17 protein-coding genes are annotated in these 19,753 nt (G+C 31.0%); 4 read left to right on the top strand and 13 right to left on the bottom strand.

The window, feature by feature from the left end:
• Positions 1–107: 107 nt before the first annotated feature.
• The 5 genes from AXG55_RS15060 to AXG55_RS11745 form a co-directional block, all read right to left on the bottom strand.
• Positions 108–242, bottom strand: coding sequence for a hypothetical protein (locus AXG55_RS15060; RefSeq protein ID WP_272866902.1), 135 nt, complete (start codon positions 240–242; stop codon positions 108–110).
• 27 nt (positions 243–269) lie between these two features.
• Positions 270–851: a DNA-3-methyladenine glycosylase gene (locus tag AXG55_RS11760; protein ID WP_148698304.1), complete on the bottom strand. Its 582-nt coding sequence runs from the start codon at positions 849–851 to the stop codon at positions 270–272.
• A gap of 193 nt (positions 852–1,044) precedes the next feature.
• Positions 1,045–1,239: a hypothetical protein gene (locus AXG55_RS11755; protein WP_148698303.1), complete on the bottom strand. Its 195-nt coding sequence runs from the start codon at positions 1,237–1,239 to the stop codon at positions 1,045–1,047.
• 161 nt (positions 1,240–1,400) lie between these two features.
• Entirely contained in the window at positions 1,401–2,756 is a 1,356-nt protein-coding gene (locus tag AXG55_RS11750; protein WP_148698302.1) for a hypothetical protein, read from the bottom strand.
• Positions 2,753–4,054, bottom strand: coding sequence for a 50S ribosomal protein L11 methyltransferase (locus tag AXG55_RS11745; RefSeq protein WP_148698301.1), 1,302 nt, complete (start codon positions 4,052–4,054; stop codon positions 2,753–2,755). Before AXG55_RS11745 ends, AXG55_RS11750 begins: the two co-directional genes overlap by 4 nt.
• Before the next feature lie 76 nt (positions 4,055–4,130).
• On the opposite strand from AXG55_RS11745, the gene AXG55_RS11740 reads away from it, so the two are divergent.
• The 3 genes from AXG55_RS11740 to AXG55_RS11730 all read left to right on the top strand — a co-directional run bounded on the left by AXG55_RS11740 (position 4,131) and on the right by AXG55_RS11730 (position 6,134).
• Positions 4,131–5,114 carry a pyridoxal-phosphate dependent enzyme gene (locus AXG55_RS11740; RefSeq protein ID WP_148698300.1) on the top strand — a complete coding sequence of 328 codons (984 nt, stop codon included), beginning with the start codon at positions 4,131–4,133 and terminating at the stop codon, positions 5,112–5,114.
• Positions 5,115–5,137: 23 nt separating this feature from the next.
• Entirely contained in the window at positions 5,138–5,581 is a 444-nt protein-coding gene (locus tag AXG55_RS11735) for a hypothetical protein (protein ID WP_148698299.1), read from the top strand.
• Between the two features lie 91 nt (positions 5,582–5,672).
• Positions 5,673–6,134, top strand: a complete 462-nt coding sequence (locus AXG55_RS11730; protein WP_148698298.1) for a hypothetical protein — start codon at positions 5,673–5,675, stop codon at positions 6,132–6,134.
• Between the two features lie 166 nt (positions 6,135–6,300).
• On the opposite strand, the gene AXG55_RS11725 is transcribed toward AXG55_RS11730, so the two are convergent.
• The 4 genes from AXG55_RS11725 to AXG55_RS11710 form a co-directional block, all read right to left on the bottom strand.
• Positions 6,301–7,563, bottom strand: a complete 1,263-nt coding sequence (locus AXG55_RS11725; RefSeq protein WP_148698297.1) for an MFS transporter — start codon at positions 7,561–7,563, stop codon at positions 6,301–6,303.
• 36 nt (positions 7,564–7,599) lie between these two features.
• Positions 7,600–8,034 (bottom strand): GatB/YqeY domain-containing protein, encoded by a 435-nt coding sequence (locus tag AXG55_RS11720; protein ID WP_148698296.1) that lies wholly within the window; start codon positions 8,032–8,034, stop codon positions 7,600–7,602.
• Between the two features lie 9 nt (positions 8,035–8,043).
• Entirely contained in the window at positions 8,044–10,428 is a 2,385-nt protein-coding gene (locus tag AXG55_RS11715) for a CHASE2 domain-containing protein (protein ID WP_148698295.1), read from the bottom strand.
• A gap of 83 nt (positions 10,429–10,511) precedes the next feature.
• The gene (locus AXG55_RS11710) at positions 10,512–11,717 is read right to left on the bottom strand and encodes a hypothetical protein (protein WP_148698294.1); all 1,206 of its coding nucleotides are present in this window, start codon (positions 11,715–11,717) and stop codon (positions 10,512–10,514) included.
• Positions 11,718–12,380: 663 nt separating this feature from the next.
• Between AXG55_RS11710 and AXG55_RS11705 the strand changes: the two genes are divergently transcribed.
• The gene (locus AXG55_RS11705; protein WP_148698293.1) at positions 12,381–16,148 is read left to right on the top strand and encodes a WD40/YVTN/BNR-like repeat-containing protein; all 3,768 of its coding nucleotides are present in this window, start codon (positions 12,381–12,383) and stop codon (positions 16,146–16,148) included.
• 1 nt (position 16,149) lies between these two features.
• Here AXG55_RS11705 and AXG55_RS11700 read toward each other — a convergent pair whose 3' ends face one another.
• From AXG55_RS11700 to AXG55_RS11685, 4 genes are read right to left on the bottom strand one after another with little or no spacing between them, the layout of a single operon-like run.
• Positions 16,150–16,626 (bottom strand): rod-binding protein, encoded by a 477-nt coding sequence (locus AXG55_RS11700; RefSeq protein ID WP_148698292.1) that lies wholly within the window; start codon positions 16,624–16,626, stop codon positions 16,150–16,152.
• A gap of 13 nt (positions 16,627–16,639) precedes the next feature.
• The gene (locus AXG55_RS11695) at positions 16,640–17,716 is read right to left on the bottom strand and encodes a flagellar basal body P-ring protein FlgI (protein WP_148698291.1); all 1,077 of its coding nucleotides are present in this window, start codon (positions 17,714–17,716) and stop codon (positions 16,640–16,642) included.
• A 22-nt stretch (positions 17,717–17,738) separates the two neighbouring features.
• Entirely contained in the window at positions 17,739–18,968 is a 1,230-nt protein-coding gene (locus AXG55_RS11690) for a hypothetical protein (protein WP_148698290.1), read from the bottom strand.
• Positions 18,955–19,743, bottom strand: coding sequence for a flagella basal body P-ring formation protein FlgA (locus tag AXG55_RS11685; RefSeq protein ID WP_148698289.1), 789 nt, complete (start codon positions 19,741–19,743; stop codon positions 18,955–18,957). The genes AXG55_RS11690 and AXG55_RS11685 overlap by 14 nt, the downstream gene beginning before the upstream one ends.
• Positions 19,744–19,753: the final 10 nt, after the last annotated feature.

Below are 19,753 nucleotides of genomic sequence, written 5' to 3'. Positions count from 1 at the left end.
GATTTTAAATTATTCTGAAAAGTCTCCAAATAGAATAAAAAGACTATGATGGTTTTATTCTATCTAAATTCATCGAATAAGTCACAACAACTCTTCAGTATTTAGTTTCAGAAGTATTTTAATGTTTCTTCTCTATCCATATAATCACTTATAGCAAAAATATATTTTTCATTGTTTTTCAATCGTACGCTCAGAATCGAAGAAACAATGTCAACGAACTGAGCAGAAAATTGAGGAGACATTTGAAAAAATTCCAGATCCTTATTCGCTTATTTTATTTCCTTTGTATTATTAGTATCATATTGTTTTGAAACAAAGGAATTATTTTTAATATAAAATCGCCATTGCATTTCAATTCCTTTTGATATTCCTATTCTACTAGAAGTTTGAATATCAGCAGGTAAAATAGGAATTCCTTCTTCAATCCAAATTTGATTTAATTTTGAAAATTCTAATCCATTTTGTTCTTTATTAATTGCCAAATGACGACAGAGTTTTCCCGGTCCTGCAGCGGCTCTTCTATTTGTTTCATGAGATGGCAATTCTAAAGCTCGAATCAACACGGCTTGGCCACTCCCTTTTTTTCCAGTAACAACATTTAAGCAATAATAAATTCCATAGATTAAATAAACGTAACATATTCCCCCTTCTTCGAACATGGGAGCATTTCTTTTTGTGACTCCTCGGCTTGCATGACATGCGGGGTCGTCGGGCATGTAGGCTTCCGTTTCCACAATGATTCCTGATATGACTTTCCCATTTTTCAGTTCACGATTTATTTTTATTCCCAGAAGTTGTGGGGCAACATGAATTGCATCCTGTAGATAAAAATCTTTTGAAATGAAAGTCATAATTAATAATAACCATGGTTATGAGAATGAATCTTACTGAGTAACAAAGCATTTTACTTTATTTTTATAAATGAGTGCAACTTTTTAGAAAAATTTATTTTAATTTTAATGATTTATTAGAGAAAATAAATTTTGGGGTGAGAATATACATTTAAAAAATTCAAAAAGGAATCGGGAAACCCCGATTCCTCCCCTATGTCTTTTTCAAAATATGAGCGAGGTAAACAGATACCGCGAGCATAATAAGAAAAGTTAAAAAAAGGATAATGACAATAAGCTGCAGCGTGTTACACTTTAATTTTCCTATGATTAATTTATAGGAGAAAGAGAGTTGAAACGACTGCGGTGTTGTGTTATCTTTCTTCATAGGGAGATTCTGATGGTTCATATCAGACCTCCTTCGAATACTGGGTAGTGGATTCTACCCAGTATCTTTTTTTTATCTGTGTAAAATAAATTCGTCAAATTTAAATGCAAATTAAAAAAATAATTAATAAAATCTTATGCTTTAAAAATGTCATGAAATTGTAATTATTTAAATAAAAATGATTAAATATAAAACTGACAAACGCGTATATCCATGCCACCTTGCGTAAAATGATAAGTTTCCAAATCAAAATGTTTTAATTGATTGCAAAAAGAAGACCAAGTTTCTTCGTTAGGGCATAAAATAAAACCAGATAAATTATGATTTTCTTTTTTTAATATTTTCGATAGTTCATTTATTTTTATCGCGATGCTTTTATAAAATGCGATGGGGTCGGATTTTTTGTGAATGCGAATGCCATAAGGTGGGTTTAAGGGAAGAAAAATAGGGCCGTAATTTTTATGGGAAAGGAATGAATCTATATCTAATTTTAAGAAGTTTTCATTTATGACAGCATTCTTTTCAAAGATTTCAGCTGGAAAAATAAAATCATTATTATGAATTTTCTTTTCAAAAATATTTAAATTTTCTACGAGTGCTGTATTCGCGTTACTAGAATTGTCAATACAGATGATTTTTAAATTTTCTGAATTTAAGTTCTCTGAGTTATTTTCATCTTTAGTTTTAAATAAACAATTTTCTTTTGCTTTTTTTAATAAAAAATTAAAGCTTTCTTGACGAAATAAAGGCATTTTTTGTAGAGCATATATTCTTTCAAATAATCCGGGTACAAATTTATAATGCCATTGTAGATATTCAAAGGCAAAGGTTCCTGTTCCAGAAAAAGGAATGAGTATGGTATTCATATTGAAGTTTGAATTTTTGCTTTGGGCAAACATAATTGATTTTTGGATGCAACAAGCCGCGGCATCTTCTCGCAAAGGTGCGCTGGCGCTTAAGGTACCACGGTAACCGCGCTTGTAAAGGGAATCACCTGCAAGTGAAATACTTAAAGTTAATGTGTCTTTATATAAATCGGCATTAAGAGATGTGGTTTCTGTCGTGTTTTCACCGCTGACAATTTCAGAGACATGGTTGTTTAAAATATTGGCAAGGATTTCTTTTAAACCTGTTTCATGAAAAGCTTTGCTGGCAACGGAATTCACTTTAATTTTTAGCGACATCTCTTTTTGAAGGAACATATTCCAATTTAAAGAGCGGCATTGTTTTTCAAATGCTTCTTTTCCAAGTGCTTTTTCTTCTAACAGAATAAGTTTTATATCTGATATGCATTGGCAGCGTATTAATAGTTCTGAAATAGCTGACATATGTATTTTATCTATTTGAATTTCATTTTTTAATAATTGGCAATGACTTTGAAATTTTTGAGGAAACCATAAATTATTTAATATGGATTCTATTTCTTTTAAGGCAGTGGAGCCCAGTCCTGCAGGAAAAGTGATTTTAACACTTTGAGCTTTGCCATAAATATTTTTTTTAATTTTTCTTTCTAAATTTTCTTCAATATGTTGATTCATCGGGAACCTATTTTTTCGTTGTTGTGGAAGATTTTGCAATGGATATAGTTTTCAGTATCATTAAGTTCATGATGAATTTCTATGATATCATTTTTCATTAAAGTCTTTTTTAAAGGAATCGCAATGGGACTCCAGTGGGCGCAGGCGTCCTGTTCGGAAATGAGTGAAGAAATGGTAACATCTTTTGTTAATTCGGCACGAAACCAAATGAGGGCAAGGGCATTTTGACAATCGTGATTGATTTTAATCGTTTTTTTTCCATAAAAGGGATGCTTATTTAAGTCCTTTGAAAATGTAGGCGGAGGATCGAGCCTCGTGCTTCCAATTTCTGTTGATTTTGTTGCGGCAATAAAGTCATTTTTATTTAAGGGCAAAGAAAAAGAAATTTCATTTAAGTCAAGAGTTTTTCCAGCTGCGCATAAAAATTCAGTGAGAAATTCTTCTTTATAAAAATTTTTGTTTTGAAACTGTTGAAAAGCTTTTATTCTATGCAGTGCAGGATGATTTAATAAATCAATAATATCAAAAAATACGGCAACACTTTGAGGGATATAATTTATTTTTTTATCAAATAAACGCGAACCTATTTCTCGTAATGTAGGAAGAACACCTTCTTGGAAGGGATCGTTGCCAAATAACTCGCTTACTATTGTTGTTATTTCATCATTTAATGTGACATCAAAACTATTCATATTATGTAAAATAAAGCTTTTATTTGATGTATTTAACTTTAATTGATTTAATATAGGTTTAATACAATTTGCTGTATTTGTTTCTTCAATGGCAACGACTTTTTTGGCACCTAAGTGTAATGAAATGGCAGAAAGAAAACCTGTTCCTGAGCCTACATCTAACACAATGGAATTATTATTTATGTGTTTTTTTAAAGCTTTAAAATAAGCTTGAGAGCGAAATTCATCGGCTAGCATGGTCCATTGCGCCCAGGGATCACCAAAACCATCGGACTGCATGTGTTTACTTGTTTGATTTGTCTCTAATAATAAAATGCCAGCACCGATGAGATCTTCTATTAATGCTGAACATTCTGCTTCGTTTGGCAAGTTTGATGAAATATTTTGAAATTGTTTCTTTAATAATCCGGGAATTTCCTTTAAGGTGTATTTTAGATTTTTATTACCAAGTAAACACAACAGCGAAAGAACTTCAGGAGCCATATAAAATTCTCCTGATGAGCTTGATATGGAAGCATAGGTATTTCCATCATCTGCAAAACGCAGACGAAGTCCTTTTGCAACATTTAGATTAAGCAATTTATGGTTGTTGTTTTGCTTGGACATAGTAACCCTTTTTGAGTTAGAAGTGTTTCCTAAAATAAGAAGCGACGGCCTGTTTGTCGCATGGGAAGGTAGTCAAATGCAAATAAAAAATATATTAGAGTCCATCGGTAAAACCCCTTTGGTAAAATTAAACCGCTTATTTCAAAAGCCTGGCGTTGAGGTGTTTGCGAAGTGTGAATTTATGAATCCGGGCGGTTCAGTTAAAGATCGTATTGGTTATCAAATGGTTATTGATGCTCAAAAATCGGGTCGTATTAAGCCTGGTGATATTTTGATTGAGCCCACCAGTGGCAATACGGGAATTGGAATTGCTCTGGCGGGAGCTGTGCTAGGTTATCGTGTGATTATCACCTTGCCAGAGAAAATGAGCAAAGAAAAGCAAGTGGTTTTAGCTGCTTTGGGAGCTGAAATCATTCGAACTCCGACAGAAGCGGCTTATGATGCTCCTGAAAGTCATATCTCAGTGGCAAATAAGTTGGCGAAAGAACTTCCTAATGCCCATGTGCTTGATCAATACGCGAATCCTTCCAATTGCGCCGCTCATTATAATTTTACAGCTCAAGAAATTATTGATGATTTGGGAATGGTTCCAGATTATCTTGTAGCGGGAGCGGGAACAGGTGGCACAATTTCAGGAATTGCAAAGAAATTTAAAGAATTAAAACCAAGTTGCAAAATAATAGGTTGTGATCCCGTGGGGAGCATTTTGGGGGGTGGAACAGATGTTTCTACTTATCAAGTGGAGGGCATTGGGTATGACTTTTTTCCAAAAGCTTTAGACTGCAATTTGATAGACAAATGGGTTAAAACAACGGATGAGCCCAGTTTCAAATGGGCGAGACGTGCGATTCGTGAGGAAGGTTTATTGTGTGGCGGGAGTTCGGGATCGGCTTTAATGGGAGTGGCAGAAGTTCTTAAAGATATTCCGCAAGGATCTAAAATTGTCGTTATTTTGCCCGATGGCATTCGTAATTATATGACAAAAATGCTTGATAATGATTGGCTTTCGAAGATGAATTTTAAAGAAGCTATTTTGCCTAATAATATTTTTTCTAAATAAAAATGATGATGATTTGAGGATATATGAAAATAAAAGTACTTTTTTTTGCAAAAATTCGTTCTACAAACGGAGGTGCGCAGGTTTATTTTGCAACACAAGGGAGCGAAATCCCCTCTCTTTCGATTGCAAAAAACTCACTGGAAGATTTTTTAAAAATATATCCTTTAAAGCGTCATGCGTCATTTGATTCAAATATTTCAAAGACTTTTTCTATTCGTTATTTATTGGAATGGAAAGCCTCATTAAAGGCTTCACTTCCAAATGAAATAAAGGCATTTGATGAAGTCTTTTCGTTAAATTGGTCTTTATTTCCACAAGCCGTAAAAATGCTTTCCGATGGAAAAGAAAAAAATTATTTACAATTGGCTGTTCAATATATTTCTAACGGAGGTATTGATGAAAGTGTTATTGCCGCTGATTTTGATGAAGCATTTATTAAATCTCTGCAAAAAAAGCTTGATGAATAAGGAATAGGATTGCAAAGACAGATTGAGTTGGTTAGTGTCATCCTGATATGAATTGTTGGAATTATTTATCCGATTGCATTTTGGTGAATTTATGAAAAAAATTTTTAATAGAAAAGTAAAAATCATTCTATCTTCCTGCTTATTGCTTTTTCCTACTTTTCAAGTTGCACAAGCTCAATGCGAAGTGGGTTCTGTTCTTTTTCGAGATACTCTACTGGGTTCTGCCGTTGGATTGGGTGTTGGCGCTCTTGTTATGGTGGCAAATCAATCTTCCACCAATATTGCCCCTAATTTAGCAACGGCCACTCTTATTGGGGCGGGAGCCGGTGTTATCATTGGTGTGGTTGAACTCTCTTTATCCGATTGTTCTTCATCGCGACGCAGTGCCTATGCTAGCGCGCAATCGGGGTTTAAGGCGAGGCCTTTATTAGGATTTACACAACAAAAATCTTTTGAGAGCATTCCCAATTCCTCTCGCGACAATGACTTTAGTTTTGATAATTTTAAGAAAATGTCCATGGGAATTAATTTAAGTTATACCTTTGACAATTAAGGGAATGCCCTGAATCGATCCCCTTTTTTAATTTAAATTTAATTTAATTGTAATAATGACCGTGCTAAAAATACTTTAAAGATGCTATGGCGTACGAGAGTTTAAAAGTAAGAGGATAGTTTGTCATCAATCAATCTCAAAAAAATGAAATTTCTCTCAACTCATGTTATAAATATTTTTTATTAAATTTAATAATAATTACCAGCGATAATAAGCAAAGTGTTAAAATATAAAAGCCAGGTAAAGCATTATTATTGGTAAAACTGGCGATGTTTGATAGCAATAAAGGGGTTATGCCAATAAATAATCCATTTGTTGTATTTAAGGCAAGTGCAAGCGATGAAGTTCGAATTTGAATGGGGAACATCATTGTAAGAATGTGAAACACGGATCCTACACAAGCACCTAAATTTATGCTCAATAACATGATAAATAATAAAAATATTGTGTCACTTCCCATGGATAAAATAAAATGAGAAACAGAAGATAATATACACAATGAAATAATACCTAAGATATATATTTTTTTAGCTGTAAACTTATCTGATAAATAACCAAAGAAAATACCAAAAATTGCGTTTAAGAAAAATCCTAGAGTTGTGACTTCCTTAATAAATTTTGGATCAAAATGATATTCCGTTTCTAATGTTTTAGATGAGATTAATAAATAATATAAAAATGCTGTGGATGAAGGCAATAAAAAGATAATACCAATAAATATTTTAGATAAATGTTTTTGGAATATTTTTAAAAAAGGGACTTTCAGTAAAAGATTAGATTTTTTGCAGTGGATAAACTCATTACTTTCTTTAAGATTTTTTCTTAAATAGACACCTATAATTCCTAATATTCCTCCAACTGCAAAAGGAATGCGCCAACCCCAATCATCAAACATTGCTTTAGGAATCAAAGTATTTAAAAATGTATATATTAAAGAAGCAAAAAAGGAACCAAATAAAATTCCACCAAATAGGAGTCCCATTGCAAAACACTTTTTATTTTTACTTGCATATTCATGTATAAATGCCATGGCACAGGGAGCTTCACCGCCCAAAGCAAAGCCTTGTGCAATTCTGAGTAACAATAAAATAAGCGGAGCTAAAATACCGATTTGCTCATATGTAGGTAAAATTGCAATTCCTAAAGTGGGGATGGCCATGAGAAATAGAGTGATCATAAAGGGTGATTTACGTCCCGTTGTATCACCAAGGTGACTAAAATAAAATCCTCCTAAAAATCGAGCAAAATAACCGGCAGCAAAAATGCCGAATGTTTTCATGAGGGCGATGCTAGGAATAGATTCATTAAAAAAATGTTGCCCAATGACAGGAGCCATAAGTGCAAATAAAGAGAAGTCATAATATTCAAAAGCACCACCAAGCGAACATAAAGACAGAGTTTTAAACTCAGAATGTTTTTTTGAAGTCATAATAATATTTTCTCTATTTAAAATATTTATATTGATTTATTTATTTAAGGAAACTTCTTTTTGAATGAGTGTCATAACGGCTTTGCCATCGCATGTAGGATAAAGCTGTTTGATTTCTTTCATAATACTGCCGATATTTATTTTTTCTTGCGGAGGAGTTTGAGAGATTTTGTTACGTATGATTTCAAATAATTCTTGTTCCGTTGGAGCCCGTGGGACATATTTTTCAACGAGTTTAAGTTCATTTTCTGTTTGGGTGTATTTTTCACTCTCTTTGGGAAACATTTCCAGTGCATCAAGCAATTGTTTTCGATAGGAGAGAACGGCATCTAATTCTGCAATGGGTTTTGCTGCGGTTTGGCCATATTGAATGGCGCTAATAAGCATTCTTAGAACACCGGTTAATTCTTTATCATGATTCTTTAAGGCTTGTTTTAAATCACTTGTAAGTGTTTCTCTTATAGTTGTCATTGTGTTTCCTTATTTTGTTTTAAATACCCAAACTCCATTCCAGTCTTTTTCAAGACCTTTATTTTTGAGATATTTGCAACGCTCAATGAATTCTTGACTTGGAGGATCGTTCCCCTCATTTACTTCTATCGCCTTTTTAAATTTTTGAATAGCGTCATCCCATTTTTGTTGTCTATAAAGACTTAAACCTTCTTCAAATGTTTGCGCCAGATTGATTGCTTTTTGTCTATCTGTGTCTTGAAATCGCATGACTTCAAAAATACGAACAGGTTCATTTTTTCCTTTAACTTGAATATTATCGAGTTCTCGAAGGAGAAACTTATTTGGTTCTTTAAGAGATTGCTTTGTAAATTCAGAGCAGATAATACGAGTACCATAGTTTTTATTAATACCTTCTAATCGGGCTCCTAAGTTAACAGCATCACCGAGTACGGTATAATCAAAGCGTTGATCACTTCCCATATTTCCTACAACCATGTCGCCCGTATTTAAACCAATACCAATATCAAGAAAAGGAAGCCCTTCATTTTTCCATTTTAGTTGTAGTTTTTCAAGCTCATCAAGCATTTTTATGCTTGATGATAACGCTCTGTCAGCATGATTTTCTATGGCAATAGGAGCTCCCCAAACGGCCATAATGGCATCGCCAATGTATTTATCTAAAAGTCCATTGGAATCTAAAATAATTTTTGTCATAGGTGTAAAATATTCATTTAATAATGCTGTCAATTTTTCTGGAGATAACGCTTCGCTTATTGTTGTAAATCCTCTTACATCAGAGAAAAATACGGTCATAAATTTTTTTTCACCACCTAGTTTCAAACGTTCGGGGTGCTCCATAAGTTGGTTGATTACCGCTGGATTTAGGTAATGCTGGAAAGCTCCTTTGACTTTTTTCTTTTCCCGTTCTTCGGTAAAATATTTAAATATTGTTATGCCAAAATAAATGGATACACTTTGTAAATAAAACATTCCGGCATAAAACCAGTACCCTTTTCCAAATAAGTATTTTTCATCGATAATATAAAAAATAATAAGAATTGATAATATAAAAAATGAAGATTTTAATGCACTCATATATTTTAATACATATGAAAATATAATTCCAGATAATAATAATAAAGTAACTTCTAAAAGAGGTGCTGAAATAGGTCGTTGCATAAAGTTTTGAGTTAAAATATTTTCTATAATTGCGATATGATGGCCAACACCATCAAAATTTTCATCAAATGGTGAGGGGCGTTTGTCATTTGTTCCTGTCGCTGTGCCTCCATAGACAAGAATTTGTGGAATGTTTTTGGGTAAGTTATTATTGTAAGCATCTTCAAGAGAAATATGAGGAATTTGTGAAAATTCACCATAATGATTGATTAATAATTTGCCAGTTCCATCGAAATATACCGGTATTTTAATTGTATTTTTTTTACTTGAGGAAGGATATAACTCTATTGAGTCAATTCCAGAGGGATCAAAATGAATTATAATTCCACTAGATAAATAATTTGCGGCAAGTGATAGGGCAAGGCTCGGAACAAGAAGGGGCGTACTGATTTTTTTACCTTGCTGATTATAAGGTTCTATGGATTTTACTAAGATTGCTTTGCGAATAAGGCCATCGGAATCCGATTGATTATTTGCAAAACCCATATATTTTGATTTCCCTGCAACAACATTTGTGTTTGTAACAGCACCAGGACTTTTAAGGTCATTGTATTGTTCTAAATGATATCCTGTGGGAAAATCCATAAAATCTATGGAAGAATTTTTAAGTCTTAAAAAGCTGCTTTGCCAATTATAATTTGAAGATTTTAATTGCGATGAAGATTCAATATAAAAAAAACCTTGAACGATATTGCCAAAATCATCAATCCCTTTGCCTAAGGACACATCGCCAGGGCTGGCTTCTAAAAGTGACGCTATTTTACTGTCAAATAAAGCGGGATTTTTATTTTGTAAACTGACAATTTCCTTTAGATCGGGAATGGATTCACTAAGCAAACGATGAGAAGGCTCAGAGAAAAAAACATCAAATCCAATCCATTTGACTCCCGCTTTTTTTAAATTTTGAAATACTTTTTCGTAAATGCCACGAGGAAATGGCCAGCGTCCAAACTTTTCAATACTTTTATCATCAGCAGTAAGTGCTCCCACAACACCGCTCATCTTTTGAGGGCCTCTTAATTTAAAGCGAATATCATAGAGCTCGCGTTCAAGTTGTCCGACGAGATCAAGCGCATTTTTGGGAAGAGTATAATGTCGCAAAAGGAAAAAGATACAAATAAATGTTATTAAAACTCCAATTTTAAAGGAGGATGGAATAAAAATTTTTTTTAAGAATTTCTTTTTTTTAATATTTTGCTCTTCGTTTTTTAATGGTTCATGTTTTTTAGGCATTTTTTTCCCTTAATACTCAAACTAATGTGCAAGAGTGCTTTTATTATTTCAATATTTTGATGAATAGTGTAGGAAAATTTGTGTTATGCTGCCAAAATAAGTATTTCTTCAAAGTGAGAATATATTTTATCATCTTTTGCTGATACTTTTATATTTGCTTTTTTATTTTTAAAATTTGAGTATATTATTTTTTTATTCGATTTTTTATCTGATTTTTGGAGATAGTATTTTTCTAGTTTTTTTAATGCTTCTCTTGATTTTTTATTGTGCGCATTTGTAATAATATCAATTATGTTGTCATATTGCAGGTTAAAATCATTCTTGTTTAAATCGTAGATTTTATCGAGATGATTTGACATGATTTGTAATAAGCTTTCTATTAATTCTAGGTTGTTAATTTCACATGATTTTTTTAATAAAAAGGAAATGTGAATTGTCATAGCGTGCATAAATTCACTTTGAATAGGACTTCGCAATAAAAAGTTTTCAAGGAATATAATAAAATCTTTAGGATTTTTTAACATTTGACTTTGCAAAACGGCATTGCCCATTTCGGCAAGATAAGCTGATCCTGAAATGAAATTACTTAAATGATCTAGTAAAAATAAAAAGGCAACAGGAGTGCTTTTTGTATTTGAAAAATACTTACCAAATATATGTTCTAAAAGACTTTGTCCAAAGCGGGAAAGAATTTTTTGCAAATGTATTTGATTTTTTTCTTCAACTCGTGATAGGTAATAAACTAGAGCAATACGAATTTCCAAATGATTTAAATTAGATCTTGCTATTAAATTTGAGGTTATATAGTCAAAAATATTTAAATTATGAATTTCTTTGCTCCTGTTTTTGGTAGTATTAATTCCAATATCAATTAATAAAGCAAGGCAATTTGCAATCAATGGGCTATTATAGATCTCTTTATCAAATTCATAGTCAATGATTTCAAGTAAGACTTCACATATTTTTAGAATAAAGTTATTGTCATGATTGCTTTCAGATAAATACTCTATAAGCTTTTCTGAGTAAGTCCACTTGTCAATGTCATTTGACAGCATGCTGTATGAGTAGAGATGATCTGAAAATTTTTCAAAATTTTGGTATTTTGTCTTTATGAGCTCAGCGGTAAATTGAGCAATATAGCACTTTTGATCATATGTTAGGGAAGTGTATGTTTCTTTAACTTGTTGTAGTTTTTTTGTGTTTTCTATTCCCATCTGATTTTCTGAAAGAAAGATTCTCAATATGGTTTCTTCATGATTAAATTTGTTAAGCGGCTTTTTTTTGATCAATATGTACTCCATGGTCTTGAATGACAAAAGGGATTACAGTCTCACTTTTCGGGATCTAATTGATAAATTGTTAATGAATATTATTTTTTATAATTATATTAATATGTTGAGTGTTTAGTTGTCGGGATTTTGGAAAACAAATAATTCAAGTAATTGATATTAAAGATATAATTATTTTACTCTCATTTCCTTATTGGAGATATCGAGATAGCGCAAGATAAAATTGAAATAGATTGCTAAAAATTTTATAAATATTCATATTTAATATTAAATATGATAATAAAAAAATATGTCTGAATTTAAAAGGCAATTTATATTTATTTTTATTGCATATATTTTTTATTTATTGATATATAGATAACCAAGATTAATTTCAAATTGAAATTCTAAAAGATATGGTTCTCTATATCTAGTATTGCTCTTGCTAATAATGGTAATATTAATTTTACGAGGGTGTTTTTTTTAGAATTTAAGTGAATTATTTGTTGCAAATTAAAAATGTTTATAATATTCAACGCCTTGATGAATCAAGCTTTGTTACTCTTTGAGAGTTCCTTTAAAAGCATTATAATAAATAATATTTAAAAAATTTAATTTAATAAAAAAATTGAATATTATTTCTGAAATTAATTACTTTTTTTATTTAAAAATGAGTGAATGGATATGATTTCTAAATATTTCTATCTTTTAAATAAGATTTCAATAATATTAAGTGTAATTTTTTTAATTTCATGTGGAAAAGAAAATGAAACGCATGATTCTTTTTTGATTCCAGAATTGATTGTAAAGCAAAGTTACTCATTTTCAGAACACACGACTATAGATAGTAATGACAATTTAATTTTAAAAGGGACATATCAAAATTGTGAAGGTCATTCTGAGGGGGATAGCTGGAGTATCGGCACAAGCTCGGATTATCAATCATTTGATTTATTAAGAGTTAAAGAAAAAGACATAGGATGTGAGTTGCATCTTAGTCGAGTTGACTTAACCCATAATAAAATCAATTATCATAAAATATTAGATAGAAAAAATTCTATACTAAAAAGTGAATTTTTTTCTGATAATATTCCATTACCAATAAGCAAAAAAAAAGAGAACAAAAAAAATTATGAAACAAAAATAGACTATGTACAGAAATTATATGCAAATGTAAAAATGATAAATCATAATTTCTTAGACACACCAAAAATTGAAGTTGTCATAATGAATACTGATGAGAACAATATAAGTGAGGAGATTTTAACTGGACAATTATTATTAAGTGTAAAATCAGAAAATAATTTTGATGATATTAATTTATATAAAGGAGGATTTTCATTTAAAAAAATTAAATTTCAAAATGAGGGAGATTTTAATTTAAGTATAAAAAAATATAGCTATGATGATATATATAACAATACTTGCGATAAGAATTCATCATTAAATACTAAGAGTATTTATCCAGAAAAATCATTTTGTTATGCAGATCTTTTGATTGTTAATAGAAATTTTCAAAAAATGAAAAACATATTCAGGTTTAAAACAGATTATTTTGTTGAGAATGATGATCGTAAAACTGGTTTTAAATCAAATTTATTTTATATTAATATTAAAAACTTGGATGAAGGTGAAATTAAAAAATCGAATGAATTAAAAAATGAATCGATATATAGAGTTTATAATTTTCATGGTATAACTTTTGCAACTTTAATAAATAATCAAATTAAAAATGTAAAATATTCCATAAATGGAATGCATGGAAAATTTAAGAATGTCTCTGGAATTGATGATAATTCTGAGATTACTAACATGGTGTCTTTAGGTGATATTATTTATGCATTAACAAATAAATCTGTGCTTTATTTTTATGATGTTAATAAAGAAGATTACAGATTTGAAAAATTTGAATTATTAAATGGAATGAAAGTAAAAAGTATTGCATCTAATGATGATGTTTTAATTATTGCTACAAGTAAAAATAATCTTTTATATTTAAAAGAAGGAGTATTATCTCCTCTTTGTCAAGATATGAAATTTTGTAATAACAATAAATTTAATCTTAATAATATTCCAAATTTTCTTAATGATATTTCAGATTATTCAATTTCTAAGATTTTTTTATTTCAAAATAATTTATATTTGGTTTTAGATTTGAAAAAATATTCTTATGGAGTTTTAGAGGAATCAATTTATTTTTCTCCTAATTTTTATTCGCAAAATTTTGAGAGAGAAAATATAAAATTACCATATGATTCTTCGATAAATGAAATTACTAAATATAAAAACTTATTATTTATTGGTACAAGTAATGGATTATACTATTGCAATAAAGATGAGAAAAATAAATGTAATTTGGCAAAAATAGATGATTTAAAAAATAATGAAATATATGATTTAAAAATAATTGATAATATTCTATATGTAGCATCTCCTTGTAAAAATTCAGATTGTTCATCTAATGGAATACATTTAAGTTATTTGAATAAAACAGATAATAAAGAAGTGAGTTTCCCAAAATTTAAAGAAATATTTAGCGGTAAAATTTTTGGTAATATGATGAGTGTTACTGTAGATAATGAAAAAATATACGCTACTACGACAAGCGGCTTTTATTATAAGAAAAAAAACTTTTTGGATTCAAATGATAGTGCAGATTTAAATACAATTTCAAATATTCATTTAGATGGCGATAAGCTTTATTTTTTACAAAAAGGAAATGAAGATGGGCTCTACTTTTCACGTCATGGTGGAAAAGGGTTTAAAACTAAAAAAAATATAAAAAACTCTGATTTTGTCTCTTCAATTAATGTATTTCAAGATCGTATACTCGCAGTTATTCGTAATCCAAAAGAAGGTATAGATAAATTTGGTAAATATGAAAAAGGTGTAAATAAATATGAATTTAATGGAATATGTGCATTTGAATTAAATTCTGTTGTTGCTATAGCCCAGGATAAAAATAAATTTTATATCGCAACTAAAGAACAGATTATTTCAATGGATTCAAATAATCATAATTTTTTAAAAGAAATATTTAACGATTCTAATAAAGAAATAAAAAATATATTTATAAATAATAATGTCTTTTATATTCTAACAAAAAATCAGATACATTATGCAGATATGAGTGATGAAAAAATGAATTTTAAGAATTCATTTTTAACAATAAATGATTCCAGGCAACATGGGAATATCGATTTTAACTCAATTTATGTAAAAAATAATATTGTATATTTAGCAACAAGTAAGGGATTATGGCTGTCTAATACGGGAGTCAATGGCGTTTTTAATAAGGAAAAAAAGTTTGGAGATGATAATATTTCATCTGTTACATCTATCGGAACTGTTTTATATTTGATTAAAAATGGGTCTTTAATTTCTGAATCTATAGAAGATTATCCGAAAATTTTTAAAAAAATATATGATATTCAGTATGATAATAAAAATCTATCTAATAGAATTATAAATAAAATTGAATTATTTGAAAATAAAATATTTTTAGCCACAAATCAGGGTTTAAAATTGTCTAATAATTATGGAAGAGAATTTCAAGATATAATTATACAAAAAAAATTAAAAAGTACAGTTAAAATAAATTCGGTTATATTTTATAATAACTATTTGTTTTTAGGCACAAGTAATGGGCTTTATATATCTAAAGATTTTGGAAAAAGTTTTGAACAACCTCTATTTGATTATAAAAATAAAAGTAACTTAATTAATTCTATTGATAATATGGTACAATTCGGTAGTAAAATTTATTTTATTTCTGGATTAAATATGTTTTATTTTGATTTGAAAGTTATAAATGAATATATTATTAAAAAATCAGGATATAAAATCATAATTCATAATTCTGATTTGTCTATATTGCGTAAAATAAGAATAAAAAAGTTATTTTCAAATGAAAAATCAATTTTTGCTGTCACTCAAAATAATGAATTATATCATTATTCGCCAAATGAAAATGGAGATACATTCAAACTTTTGAAATATGACCAATCTGAAGATAAACCTAATCTAGTGCCTAGCTTTGGGGATATAGCAAATGTTTCTCCAACAATAAATAATTTATATTGCCATAATAATGATATTTATATAGCTACAAGCCAGGGTTATTGGTTTTCACACAACAGTGGAGAAAATTTTCAAAATATAACTTCCACTAGTGATAATGGACTTGGAACAAGTAGAATTAATAGTATTTATAAACTAGGTACTGTTTTGTATTTGGGTACAGATTTGGGCTTGTTTTTTTCTTCTGATGGTGGGCAGAGTTTTTTACAATCTAATGTGAGTTTGAATGAAAATAAAGTAAGAGATATTTATTTTCAGCCATATAGTGGCGAAGAAAATAATAATGTAAATTCTCAAAGTAAAATTCAATTGCGTCCACTTGTTGTTACGGAAAATTCTTCAAATTCAAATTCATTATGGCTCTCGCAATAACTTACTTTGCCATTTCTATTTTAAATTGCTCAATAGCCATTTTGGACATATAGGAGTCATTTTTCATTTTTGAAATCGTGTCCTGTGCATTTTTAAGATCTTTTTTTCCAGATGCATCTAATTTATTTTCATATTTCATGACTTTTACATTCGGATTTAAATCGGGATCGCTTTCTTTCATCCAATTTAAAATGAGATCACGAATGCCAAAGTTTTGTGAGTTGGCCATAAGTTTAGAATATTCACCATCCAGCATGCTTTTAAAAATATCTTGAGCGTTACTTTCGTCTTCTGGTTTTGCGGTTTGGCGCATGCTTTTTATCATCATATCTAAATAAATTGTTTCAAATTCTTTTGCTACGTTTTCCGCGTCCTTGAGTTTTTGTGCAATTTTAGGATTTAATGTTTCTTTTTCATTTGCCTTTAAAAATTCATTGTTTTTAACAATTGGTGCATTATCTATTAAATTAATTCTCATAGGTGTACCTCTATTACATTAATTTTAATTGAGCTCTTAATGCTTTAGCGCTTTCTAGAGTTTGTAATATCGAAACCACATCTTTGGGTCCTGCACCCAGCGTATTTAAAGCTCTGACCAGTTCTCCCACTGTCGTGCTGGCAGGAAGTTCACTCACTTTATTACTTTTCTTCCCGACTTGAATTTCAAGTCGACCATGGCTTATGGCAACGGGTTCAATAATGACATTTTGCCCCGAAATGATTGTTCCTGTGCGTTCATTTATGACAACGAGAGCTTTTGAATCAGGTGTTACTTTAATTTGTTCAAGAAGTGACATAAAAGTAACAGGATTAAAACTAGGATTATTTCTTGTCACTGTTTTTGGAATTTTTATTGAAATGAGTCCACTGTTGATGGGATCGGCAATAAACTCTCCAAAATAATCGTTTAAAGCTTTAGCAACGCGGCTTGCTGTGGTGAAGTCAGCATTTTTTAAACTCAATTCGATATTGTTATTATTAATAAATGTTGAAAAAAATTCTTTTTCGACGACACCGCTCATGGCTAAAGAAACTGTTTTGGGTGTTGTGCTTTTTGCGGGTTGTCCCGCTCCGCCTTCATTTCCCGCCATGGATGTTCCTTGGCTTATGCTTCCTTGAGCTGTTGCATAAACTTGGCTATCGACGCCGCTGAGGCTTGTGAGGAGTAAAGTGCCCCCTTCTAAACTTGTGCTATCACCCATGCTGGAAATGCGAATATCTATTTTGTCACCTATGCGCGCAAAAGGAGGAAGTTCTGCGGTGACAACGACGACAGCGACGTTTTTTGTGATCACTTCTTCTGGTGTGACCGTAATTCCGAGACGGTTCATTACGGCGGCAGCGGCTCTATTGGTCGCAATGCTCGATTTACTATCTCCTGTTCCTTGCAGACCCACGATCAATCCCATTCCGCTTAAGGGATTAGAGCGCACACCTCTGACTTCTACCAAATCTTTTATTCTAACGGGCAGTTCTGTTTCTTCAGCAAAAATAGGAGTTATTTGTAACAAATTAATGAGGTATAATGAAACAAAAATTTTACAGTAACTTTTTATATTCTTAAGCAAGGGATTCCCCTTTAACTATAAATTAATTACCCGTTTTCTTAGTATTATTATTTGCCCCAGCACCTTGATTTGCGTTGTTACCTCCCCCTTTTCCATTTTGTGAACTGGGATCAGCAATTGTGGCTGCATCGAGAATTTGTTTCGCTTGCGCTGTTTCTGCGTTTAAGCGATCGCGATCCTTTTTAAGTCTTTCGGCTTCATCGGTTAAAGCTTTTTGTTGATCTTTTAATGCTTTTTGTTGGATTTCAAGTTCTTTCTTTTGTCCCTCTAAAGCTCCTACGGCGGAGTTGAGATCGGGAGCAAAGCCTGAAACTTTGCGTGAAACGGTTTGATCCCATCCCGCAGCAGAATAATCGGAGGAGGCTCCATTAATAACTGAATTCACAGCAACTTCAGTTAGTTCGCGAGCGCTGACTTCAAATTTATTTAAACTTCTTTGCGGCATTTTTGCCATAACCATTATAGATCTTTGTTCTCCCGTTTCGCTGACGTAGTTTTTTATCCCTCTTAAAAACACATCTCCACCAGGTTCGATTCCTACAATTTCAAATTTCATTGATTTCACAGGTTCAAATTTTTGTCCTGTAGGGGAGTTGGGTTGATCTGTGGGTTGTTTGTATTGCAAATCATCGGGGATAGTGATGGTAATAACTTCGCCCGTATGAGTGGGTTGGTATTCTGTAACAAGGGATTTTGGTTGTTGGGAATCTGCCCATATGCTTCCAGAAGTGGAACCAGGCTCTTTCGCTTTAATTTGTAGGCTTTCTCTTTTAATAAAGAGTTGTTCTTGTCCTCGTTGAGTTTCTTGCCTTTGTTGAATTTCTGCCCTGCTAATAGAGGAAGGGATTGCGCTATCAGGTGGTAAGGGAACTTGTGCTTGTACCTTGCAGCTGGAAAAAAATATAATAAGCACAAGGACAACAAAGCCAAGTGTAAAACGCAGTACAAATTTTTTAGAAGTGGGTTCTGGAATATTATCTAAAGCATTTGAAAACTTTTTACCTGTGCTGTTTCCTTTATCAAAAGCATATTCTACAGAATTTAAATATTTTTCAACGGTTGTACCCCAAACATTTTTTAATTCGTCATTATCTGAATTTTGAATTAATTTGGAATATTTTAAGGATTTATTTTGTTTCTTATTTTCTCTTATAATAGCTGTTTTTAAGACTTCAACATAACCATCTTCATCTTGAAGATTGATTTGATCGAGAGTTGTTTTGTATTGTGTGTATTTGCTATTTGGCTGCATATTCAACCTCACCTGGAGCTACGACTGTTCCTTCAATGATTCCAATAGGACGAGAAGTAGCGCCTTTGTCGAACCAGTCGTTTATTTGAACACGAATTATTTCTCCACGTCCACCATTGGAAAGGGATTTTCCAAAAGTTTGGATGGTCAATGAATTGTTGGGGCTGTAAGTAACTTTAGTCTTTTCTCCACTTCGAATAAGTATTTCATCGGAAAGCCATTTTGCTTCAATCTCCTGTCCTTCACGGAATGAAGTTGCTGCCTTTTTATTTTTATATATTGAAAATTGTTGTAGTGCATCGTTACTCGAAAAAAAAGGAAATTTGGGAAGACATTTGGGTTCTGATGTCATGCAGGAAACAACCTCAAGATCTTTTTCTGATAATATATTATTGGGTGAAATATATTGTTTTGCTGCAATATAATAAATAATTTTCTTTTCAATTATTTCAATTTTCCAAGTGGTTTTTTTATTAGAAAAACTTGACACATTAAATGTATATTCATCAGTAAATTTATTGTTTGATTTTTTAATTGAAGTACTGTCGATCTCTAATTGCGAATTATCAATAACTTGGCATTGAATGCATTTTGCGCTTAAAATATATTGTTTATGATTCTGTTCCTTTTCATGAAGATTTTCAATAATAATGAGATCATGAGGCTTATTTATTTTAATAAGCTGCACGATGATGTCTTTTTGTATTTCTGAGATACTCTCATCGTTTGAAAGTGATTTATATTCAATATATATAAGTGGTTGATCCATTATCATTTAAATGCCT

This window comes from Silvanigrella aquatica (genome assembly GCF_001907975.1).
GTDB lineage: Bacteria > Bdellovibrionota_B > Oligoflexia > Silvanigrellales > Silvanigrellaceae > Silvanigrella > Silvanigrella aquatica.
This window is presented reverse-complemented; position numbering and strand designations above follow the sequence as displayed.